General features: G+C 70.8%; 7 protein-coding genes, 1 other RNA gene and 1 pseudogene. 2 read left to right on the forward strand and 7 right to left on the reverse strand.

The window, feature by feature from the left end; all coding sequences use genetic code 11:
• An RNA gene (gene ffs, locus ACFWGJ_RS38930) (signal recognition particle sRNA small type) lies at positions 1-71 on the forward strand; the annotation flags it as partial.
• A 14-nt stretch (positions 72-85) separates the two neighbouring features.
• On the opposite strand, the pseudogene aspA reads toward ffs, so the two are convergent.
• The 7 genes and pseudogenes from aspA to ACFWGJ_RS38965 form a co-directional block, all read right to left on the reverse strand.
• Positions 86-1405: pseudogene (gene aspA / locus ACFWGJ_RS38935) on the reverse strand (aspartate ammonia-lyase); the annotation flags it as partial.
• A 62-nt stretch (positions 1406-1467) separates the two neighbouring features.
• Positions 1468-2526, reverse strand: coding sequence for an asparaginase (locus ACFWGJ_RS38940; RefSeq protein WP_387333685.1), 1059 nt, complete (start codon positions 2524-2526; stop codon positions 1468-1470).
• Entirely contained in the window at positions 2523-3983 is a 1461-nt protein-coding gene (locus ACFWGJ_RS38945; RefSeq protein ID WP_387333686.1) for an amino acid permease, read from the reverse strand. Before ACFWGJ_RS38945 ends, ACFWGJ_RS38940 begins: the two co-directional genes overlap by 4 nt.
• Positions 3980-4669 (reverse strand): FadR/GntR family transcriptional regulator, encoded by a 690-nt coding sequence (locus ACFWGJ_RS38950; protein ID WP_387333692.1) that lies wholly within the window; start codon positions 4667-4669, stop codon positions 3980-3982. Before ACFWGJ_RS38950 ends, ACFWGJ_RS38945 begins: the two co-directional genes overlap by 4 nt.
• Before the next feature lie 140 nt (positions 4670-4809).
• On the reverse strand, positions 4810-5184 hold the full coding sequence (gene crcB, locus ACFWGJ_RS38955; protein WP_387333688.1) for a fluoride efflux transporter CrcB: 375 nt from the start codon (positions 5182-5184) through the stop codon (positions 4810-4812).
• Complete coding sequence (crcB, locus tag ACFWGJ_RS38960) at positions 5181-5669, reverse strand: fluoride efflux transporter CrcB (protein ID WP_387333689.1); 489 nt, start codon at positions 5667-5669, stop codon at positions 5181-5183. The genes crcB (ACFWGJ_RS38955) and crcB (ACFWGJ_RS38960) overlap by 4 nt, the downstream gene beginning before the upstream one ends.
• Before the next feature lie 53 nt (positions 5670-5722).
• Positions 5723-6124 carry a nuclear transport factor 2 family protein gene (locus ACFWGJ_RS38965; protein WP_387333690.1) on the reverse strand — a complete coding sequence of 134 codons (402 nt, stop codon included), beginning with the start codon at positions 6122-6124 and terminating at the stop codon, positions 5723-5725.
• Positions 6125-6318: 194 nt separating this feature from the next.
• Between ACFWGJ_RS38965 and ACFWGJ_RS38970 the strand changes: the two genes are divergently transcribed.
• Positions 6319-7830 (forward strand): AMP-binding protein, encoded by a 1512-nt coding sequence (locus tag ACFWGJ_RS38970; RefSeq protein WP_387333691.1) that lies wholly within the window; start codon positions 6319-6321, stop codon positions 7828-7830.
• Positions 7831-7890: the final 60 nt, after the last annotated feature.

Consider the following 7890-nt stretch of genomic DNA (forward strand, 5'->3'; position numbering starts at 1 on the left):
TGAACTCCCCCAGGGCCGGAAGGCAGCAAGGGTAGGTTGGCTCTGGCGGGTGCGTGGGGGGCGCTTGCGTTTGCGGGGTGGGGCGGAGGCTGATCTCCGCCACCCCCCGCCCCGTGGCGAGAGCCTCCCGCGCGATCTCGGTCGCCGCCGAGTACCCGATGTACGGATTGAGCGCGGTCACCAGCCCGATCGAGTTCTCGACCGCCGCCCGCAGCGCCTCCGTGTTCGCGGTGATCCCCACGACGCACCGTTCGGCGAGCGTCAGACAGGCGGCCCGCAGATGCGTGATGCTCTCGGACAGCGAGTGCAGAATGATCGGCTCGAACGCGTTCAGCTGCAGCTGCCCCGCCTCGGCCGCCATCGTGATGGTGACGTCGTTGCCGATCACCTCGAAGGCGACCTGGTTGACCACCTCGGGGATCACCGGATTCACCTTGCCGGGCATGATGCTCGAACCGGCCTGCACGGGCGGCAGATTGATCTCGTTGAGCCCGGCCCGCGGCCCCGACGACAGCAGCCGCAGGTCGTTGCAGACCTTGGACAGCTTCACCGCGATCCGCTTCAGCACCCCGGACATCTGGACGAACGCCCCGCAGTCCTGGGTCGCCTCGACCAGATTCGCCGCCGTCACCAGCGGCAGCCCGGTGATGTCCGCGAGGTGCCGGCGCGCGGCCTCCGCGTAACCGGCGGGCGCGTTGAGCCCGGTTCCGATCGCCGTCGCGCCGAGATTGATCTCGTGGACCAGTTCGACGGCCTCCGCGAGCCGGCTGCGGTCCTCGTCCAGCATCACCGCGTACGCCGAGAACTCCTGCCCGAGTGTCATCGGCACGGCGTCCTGCAGCTGCGTACGCCCCATCTTCAGCACATCGCGGAACTCGACGGCCTTGCCCGCGAAGGCGTCCTGAAGGACGGACATCGCGTCCAGGAGCCCCCGCACCGCGAACACCGTGGCGATCTTGACGGCCGTCGGATAGACGTCGTTGGTCGACTGCCCGAGGTTGACGTGCTCGTTCGGGTGCAGGTAGGTGTACTCGCCCTTGGCGTGCCCGAGCAGTTCGAGCGCGCGGTTGGCGACGACCTCGTTGGCGTTCATGTTCGTGGAGGTGCCGGCGCCGCCCTGGATGACGTCGACGACGAACTGGTCGTGCAGCTTCCCCTGCCGTATCTCACGGCAGGCCCCGACGATAGCCGCCGCCTGCACGGGCTCCAGCAGGCCGAGTTCCTCGTTGGCGAGGGCGGCGGCCTCCTTGACCGCGGCGAGCGCCTCGATCAGGTGCGGGTACGCGGAGATCGGCATGCCCGTGATGGGGAAGTTCTCCCTGGCACGCAGGGAGTGGACCCCCCAGTACGCCTCGGCGGGTACGTCTCGGTCGCCGAGCAGGTCGTGCTCACTGCGGACGTTCATGGCGGTGCGTGTCTTCTTTCCGGGAGTTGAAGGCAGGGAGAAGGCAGAGAGGGGCGAGCCGGTCAGGCGGGCCGGTCCGACAGCGCTGCCACCGGCGGCTCCGGCAGCGGGTCGAGCGCGCGGGTCGGCCGGATGTGGCCCACCACCGCGCCGCCCCCGAGGAGCGGCGCCCCGGCGAACTCGGCGAGCGCGGCCGGGTCCACGCCGGCCCGGGCGAGGGCCGCCGCGGTGACGGGTACGCGTGCGCGGTCGGCGCCGTCGGCGATCTTCACGGCGACGGCCCGGCCGTCCGGCAGCGCCGCGACCTGCACGCCCTCGAAACCGTCCTTGGCGAGCAGCCCCGGTACGGCGCGCATCAGCGCGGCGACGTCGCGGCCGGAGCCGGACGCCATCTCGGCGTGCTCGCGCATCGCGTCCGCCACCCGTGCCTCGGGCGTGCCGGGCGGGGCCGTCGTGATCCGGGCGGCGGCGCGGGCGAGTCCGTGCAGCGAGACGGCGAACAGCGGGGCGCCGCAGCCGTCGACGGTGACCTGGGCGACGGACTGCCCGGTCAGGTCCTCGACGATCTCCTCGATGGCCTGTTGGAGGGGGTGCGCCGGGTCGAGGTAGTCGTCGAGCGACCAGCCGTTGAGCCGTGCCGTGTAGAGCATCGCGGCGTGCTTGCCCGAGCAGTTCTGGGCGAGCCGCGACGGAAGCCGCTCGGCGCGGATCCAGTTCTCCCGGACGACCGGGTCGAAGGGCAGGTCGGGGACGTTGCGCAGGTCGTCCTCGGTGAGTCCGGCGAGTTCGAGGATCCGCCGGCTGCCGGCGAGGTGGCGTTCCTCGCCGGAGTGGCTGGCCGCGGCCAGCGAGAGCAGGTCGCCGTCGAGCGGCAGCCCGGCCCGTACCATCGCGACCGCCTGGACGGGCTTGAGCGCCGAACGCGGGTAGAAGGCCGCCTCGATGTCGCCGATCTGCAGGTCCACGCTCCCGTCGGCGGCGAGCACGACCACCGAGCCGTAGTGGATGCCCTCGATGACACCGCCACGGACGAGATGGGCGAGGGGTGCGTGCAGCGGTTCCCTGACGGAGGGTGCCGCGCCGAGCGAACTCCCGCAGCCGGTGAGGGCGTCGGCGCTCATGCGTCCACCTGGCCGTTGCGCAGGGCGGCGACGCGGGCGCGTACGCCGTACCAGCCCGCCACCAGCGCCGCCACGATCAGCGGGAGGCACAGGACGGTGGTGCGGCCCGCTCCCCCGTCCGCGTACATGAGGACCAGGACGGAGGCGAGGAAGAAGAGGGTGACGAGTTCGGTCCAGGGCGAGCCGGGGAGCCGGTAGCCGGGGCGGTCCACCTCGCCCTCCTGCGCCTTCCGCCAGAACTGCAGATGACAGATCATGATCATGCCCCAGGTGGCGAGGATGCCGAGCGCGGCGAAGTTGAGCACGATCTCGAAGGCGTCGGCGGGGACGACGAAGTTGAGCCCGACGCCGAGCACGCAGATACCGCTGGTCAGCAGGATCCCGCCGTACGGGACCTGGCTGCGGCTCATCACGGAGGTGAACCTGGGCGCGGAGCCGGCCATCGACATGGAGCGCAGGATGCGGCCGGTCGAGTAGAGCCCGGAGTTGAGGCTGGACATGGCGGCGGTCATCACGACCAGGTTCATCACACCGCCCGCGGCCGGGATGCCGATGTTGGAGAGCACGGTCACGAACGGGCTCTCCCCGGCGGTGTACTTGTTCCAGGGCAGCAGCATGGACAGCAGGAGCACCGAGCCGACGTAGAAGAGCCCGACGCGCCACATGATCGAGTTGATGGCCTTCGGGAGGATCTTCTCGGGGTTCTCCGTCTCGCCCGCCGCGACGCCGACCAGTTCGACGGAGGCGTACGCGAAGACGACTCCCTGGATGATGAGCAGCATCGGCAGCAGACCGCTCGGGAAGAGGCCACCGTTGTCGCTGATGAGGGAGGGGCCGGGGGTCGCTCCGTCGACGGGGTGCTGGGTGACCAGGACGAAGATCCCGATCAGCATGAAGGCGACGAGCGCGCCGACCTTGACGATGGCGAACCAGAACTCCAGCTCGCCGAAGATCTTCACCGAGATCAGGTTCACGGTGAGCACGACCGCCAGCGCGATGAGGGCGATCACCCACTGCGGGATGTCGGAGAACATGCCCCAGTAGTGGGTGTAGGTGGCGACCGCGGTGATGTCGGCGACTCCGGTGGTCGCCCAGTTCAGGAAGTACATCCAGCCCGCGGTGTAGGCGCCCTTCTCGCCCAGGAACTCCCGGGCGTACGACACGAAGGCGCCGGAGGACGGCCGGTACAGGACGAGTTCGCCGAGGGCGCGGACGACCAGGAAGGCGAAGATCCCGCACACGGCGTACGCGATGAAGAGGGACGGGCCCGCGTCGGCGAGCCGACCGCCCGCGCCGAGGAAGAGGCCGGTGCCGATGGCCCCGCCGATGGCGATCATGTTGACGTGGCGGGACTTCAGGGACTTGCTGTATCCCGCGTCACCGGCGTCGACATGACCGCTCGTCCTCCTTTTCCGCTCCGCGGGCTGTGTCTGTTCTTCGAGGGACTGCTCGCTCACGCGTTGGTTCCGCCTTCTGTGGGGGTGCCCGCGGGTTCGGTGCGCTCGGGGCGCACGATCGCGGTGAGGGTCGTCTCGACGCGGTCGAGGTGGTGGGCCATGGCGTCGGCCGCGTCGGCCGCGTCGCCGTCGACGAGGGCCTCGACGATGGCGCGGTGTTCACGGTTGGACTGCTCGCGCCGGCCGCCGAGTTCGTTCAGGAACGCGGACTGCCGGGCCAGCGCGTCCCGGATCTCCTCGATGACGCGGCGGAAGACCGGGTTCTGGGCGGCCTGCGCCACGGCGAGGTGGAAGAGCGTGTCCATGGCGACCCACGCGGTGGTGTCCCGCTCGCGCTCCATCCGTTCGAGCAGATGGGCCAGGTGGTCGAGGTCCTCGGGGGTCCGGCGCACTGCCGCGTATCCGGCCACCGGGATCTCGACGTGCCGGCGGACCTCCATCAGGTCGCTGGCCGTGTAGTCGCCGAAGGTGGGGTCCTCGACGGGGCCGCTCGACACGACGAACGTGCCCTTGCCGGTGCGTGACACGGTCAGACCCATGGTCTGCAGGGCGCGCAGGGCCTCCCGCAGCACGGGCCTGCTGACCTCCAGCCGCCGGCACAGCTCCGCCTCGGAGGGCAGCTTGTCCCCCACGGCGTACTCACCGCCCTCGATGGCGCCGCGAAGATGCGCGAGAACGGCTTCCATGGCGCTGATGCGCCGCGGCACGGAGCCGCCAGCTGTCTGGCTGTCTGACAGGTTCACGGGGGTGATCCTGCGGGGCACGGCGGGTGACTGTCAAGGTCGGCCGCCCGGCCCGCCGCAGCCCGCTCGACCTCGCCGTATGACTACGTCCAGATGGCCTGGGCCACCGTGACCCCCACGAAAGCCGCCCCGAGCCCCGCGGTCACGCTCGCGACCGCGTTGAGAACGGCTTGGGAACGGGCGCCGGTCTCGGCCAGCCGCAGCGTTTCGTACGAGAACGTCGAGTACGTGGTGAGCGCGCCGCACAGGCCCGTACCGAGCAGCAGTTGCACCTGGGAGGAGGCCGCTCCGGCCGTCGCCGCGCCGGTCAGGGTGCCCAGGACCAGGCAGCCGACGACGTTCACGGTGAAGGTGCCCCAGGGAAAGCCCGAGTCGTGCCGGGACTGCACCGCGCGGTCGGTGAGGTAGCGCAGGGGCGCGCCGACCATGCCGCCGACGATCACCAGGACCCAGTTCACGAGGGGACCTGCCCCGCGCTCCACCGGGCCGACACCCGGCGCGTCAGCGCCACGGCCGCCCACACGGCTACGAGGGCGGCGAGGAGCGTGGCCGCGAGGTAGGCGAGGGCGGTCCGGGGGTGGCCCTCGTCGATCAGGCGCCGGATGTCCACGGCGTAGGTCGAGAAGGTCGTGAAGCCGCCCAGCACGCCGGTGCCGAAGAAGGGGCGTACCAGCGGGTGGGGCGCCCACACCTCGGTGATCAGGACCATGAAAGCGCCGATCACGAAGCAGCCGACGACATTGACCCAGAACGTGGTCCAGGGGAAGCCGCCCGCCCGCGCGGGCCACAGCAGCGCGGCCCCGTAGCGCGCCGACGCGCCGGCCGCGCCGCCGACCGCGACCACCGCCACGGCCGGCCCCTGCCCCCGCCACAGCCGTGTGCGCCGGGCGGGCGCGGCGGTTTCCGCCGGTTCGTCCACCGTTTCCGGGCCGGGGCTGGTCATGCGCGGTGTCTCCTGATCTCGGGCAAGGAGATCAGGCTAACCGCCGATGCCGGTCAGGAGGCGGCCGACGCCTCCTTGGCGATGGCGTCGAAGCGGGCCGCCATCGCCGCCTGGAGCGCCTGGGCCGCCGACAGGGGGCGGACCATGACGGTGAGGTCGTCGATGCGGCCGTCCGCACCGAAGTGCAGGATGTCGCAGCCCTGGAGGGCGCGGTCCCCCACGCGCGCCTCGAAGACGAGGACGAGGTCACGGCCGCCCGGGTCCGCGACCTCCCGGACGTAGTGGAAGTCCTCGAACACCTCGATGACGGCGCCCAGGATCGCTGAGGTGATCGCCTTCCCGGCGTACGGCTTGAAGACCACCGGGCTGGTGAACACGACGTCCTCGGCGAGCAGGTCGACGACGGCCGCGTGGTCGCCGTCCTCGACCGCCTTGCGGAAGGGGTGCGTCATCATCCACCTCTCACTCTCTTCTGCTCACTGATACTCAACATGTTGATTAGGTGTGTCGGACAGTACTCTTCGGGCGCGCCGGTCCGCAACGGGCCGACAGGGATCCGCGACGGGTCGACAGGGAACGCGACGGGTCCACGGGGGTACGCGGGCGGTTCGGCGAGGTAGGAAGGAACCACCGAACCGGAGGTGTTGTCGTGTACTACCCGCTGACCGTCCGTGACTTCCTCGACCGCGCGGCCCATGTCTATCCGGACCGCGTCGCCGTCGTCGACGAACCGGAACAGCCAGGGCCCGGCCTCGGCGAGCTCACCTACCGGGAGCTGGCGAGGCTCGCCCGCGCGCAGGCGGCCAAGCTCGACCGGCTGGACGTCCCGGTGGGCGGCCGGGTCGCGGTGATCTCACAGAACTCGGCGCGCCTGCTGACCTCGTTCTTCGGTGTCTCCGGCTGGGGACGGGTCCTCGTACCGGTGAACTTCCGGCTCACCCGGTCGGAGATCGACTACATCGTCCGGCACTCCGGCGCCTCGGTCGTCCACGCGGACCCCTCCTGCGCCGAGGTGCTCGACTCACTCGACGTCAAGCACAAGTTCGTCCTGGGCGACGACGACGATCTCTTCCTCGCCGACACCGAACCGCGGCAGTGGGCGCAGCCGGACGAGGGCGCGACGGCCAGCGTCAACTACACGTCCGGAACGACCGCCCGCCCCAAGGGCGTTCAGCTCACCCACCGCAATCTGTGGCTGAACGCGACCGTGTTCGGACTGCACACCACCCTCAGCGACCGTGACGTCTATCTGCACACGCTGCCGATGTTCCACGCCAACGGCTGGGGCATGCCGTACGGCGTGACGGGCGTCGGCGGCCGGCACATCGTGCTCCGCCAGATCGACGGGGCCGAGATCCTGCGCCGTGTCGAGCGGCACGGCGTCACCCTGATGTGCGCGGCACCGGCCGTCCTGAACGCGGTGCTCGACGCCGCCGCCGGCTGGGAGGGCGAGATCCCCGGCCGCGACCGGGTCCGTATCGTCTGCGCGGGCGCGCCGCCGCCGACGCGCACGATCGAGCGCGTGGAGGTCGAACTGGGCTGGGAGTTCATCCAGATCTACGGGCTCACCGAGACCTCGCCGCTCGTCACGGTCAACCGCGCTCGCGAGGAATGGGACGGCCTGGACCCCACCGAGCGGGCCCGCAGGCTGGGGCGGGCGGGCGCGCCCGCCCTCGGCGTACGCGTCGACGTCGATGTGGACGGGGAGGTGCTGACCGCGTCCAACCACAACCTCGACGGCTACTGGGAGCAGCCCGAGGAGACGGCGAAGGCCCAGGAGGGCGGCTGGTTCCACACCGGCGACGGCGGATACCTCGACGACGAGGGGTACTTGGTGATCTCCGACCGCAAGAAGGACGTCATCATCTCCGGCGGCGAGAACGTCTCCTCGATCGAGGTGGAGGACGTCATCACCTCGCACCCCGCGGTGCGCGAGGTGGCGGTGATCGGCATCCCGGACGCGACATGGGGCGAGCTGGTGACCGCGCTCGTGGTGACGGACGGATCGGGTGTCACCGCCGATGAGCTGATCGCCCACTGCCGGACGCGGCTCGCGGGCTTCAAGACGCCCAAGCGGGTCGACTTCGTGGAGTCGCTGCCGCGTACGGCGACGGGGAAGCTGCAGAAGTTCAAGCTGCGGGAGCCGTTCTGGCGGGACTGACGGGGCCCTGCGGGGAGGGCGAGCGGGTCCCCTGGGGGTGGGGTGGAAACGGGTGCCCGT

Origin of the sequence: Streptomyces sp. NPDC060205, assembly GCF_042728395.1 — a bacterium.
In the GTDB taxonomy this organism is placed as follows: Bacteria; Actinomycetota; Actinomycetes; order Streptomycetales; family Streptomycetaceae; genus Streptomyces.

Coding starts and splice junctions, on each gene's coding strand:
- ACFWGJ_RS38940 (WP_387333685.1), bottom strand. CDS start 2,526: ATGAGCGCCGACGCCCTCACCGGCTGCGGGAGTTCGCTCGGCGCGGCA.
- ACFWGJ_RS38950 (WP_387333692.1), bottom strand. CDS start 4,669: ATGGAAGCCGTTCTCGCGCATCTTCGCGGCGCCATCGAGGGCGGTGAG.
- crcB (WP_387333689.1), bottom strand. CDS start 5,669: ATGACCAGCCCCGGCCCGGAAACGGTGGACGAACCGGCGGAAACCGCC.
- ACFWGJ_RS38965 (WP_387333690.1), bottom strand. CDS start 6,124: ATGATGACGCACCCCTTCCGCAAGGCGGTCGAGGACGGCGACCACGCG.